Below are 654 nucleotides of genomic sequence, written 5' to 3' on the forward strand. Positions count from 1 at the left end.
GCGAAAAGGGAGGGACTGGAAAGCCTATCGCATCATTTGGGAATTGCGCTATGGGCCAATCCCAGAGGCAATGGAAGTTGACCACATTCGGCATAACCGAAAAGATAATCGGATTGAAAATCTACGGTTGGTGACGCGTACAGGTAATGGGCGTAATCAGTCTAAATTTGCGACAAATACGTCAGGTGTAACTGGTGTGAATTGGAATAGTCAGGCTGGTAAATGGAGGGCGGAAATTTATGTCGATGGAAAGCATATATCTCTTGGTTTGTTCACAATCTTTAATGATGCTGTTTTAGCGCGTAAATCGGCCGAGTCTAAATATGGTTTCCATAAAAATAATGGCGAGTGAGTATATTAATCAATTGACTTATCCTGCTATAGTTATTCCGTTAACGTTAAAGGGGGTTATATGAACGAGAATATAGTTAAAGCCTGGTCTATGTTGAGACCACAGTTGAAAGACGATCGCGTCGCTTTTACTTTGTGTCCGACTAACGAGTATCGTCGTCAGCTCGAAGAAGTGTTGCGCGAAGATCCTGAGTTCGTTCGCTGTGTGCAACTGTCGCGTGAGTCATCCGTAGTACAGTTTGATCGTTTCCACCTTCGTTTGGTTTCTCATCATAGAGCTTCGTATGAAGACACTGTTATTCG

The 654-nt window shown here is 43.3% G+C and carries 2 protein-coding genes; both read left to right on the forward strand.

Annotated elements, in window-relative coordinates; all coding sequences use genetic code 11:
- Window positions 1-352 (forward strand): HNH endonuclease (locus Y882_RS19590; RefSeq protein WP_046973408.1); only part of this gene is annotated, 352 nt, incomplete at its 5' end.
- Window positions 353-412: 60 nt separating this feature from the next.
- Window positions 413-654, forward strand: a 242-nt coding sequence (locus Y882_RS20600; RefSeq protein ID WP_211259228.1) for a hypothetical protein, incomplete at its 3' end; no start/stop codon positions are given.

This window comes from Dyella japonica DSM 16301 (genome assembly GCF_001010355.1).
Lineage (GTDB): Bacteria > Pseudomonadota > Gammaproteobacteria > Xanthomonadales > Rhodanobacteraceae > Dyella > Dyella japonica.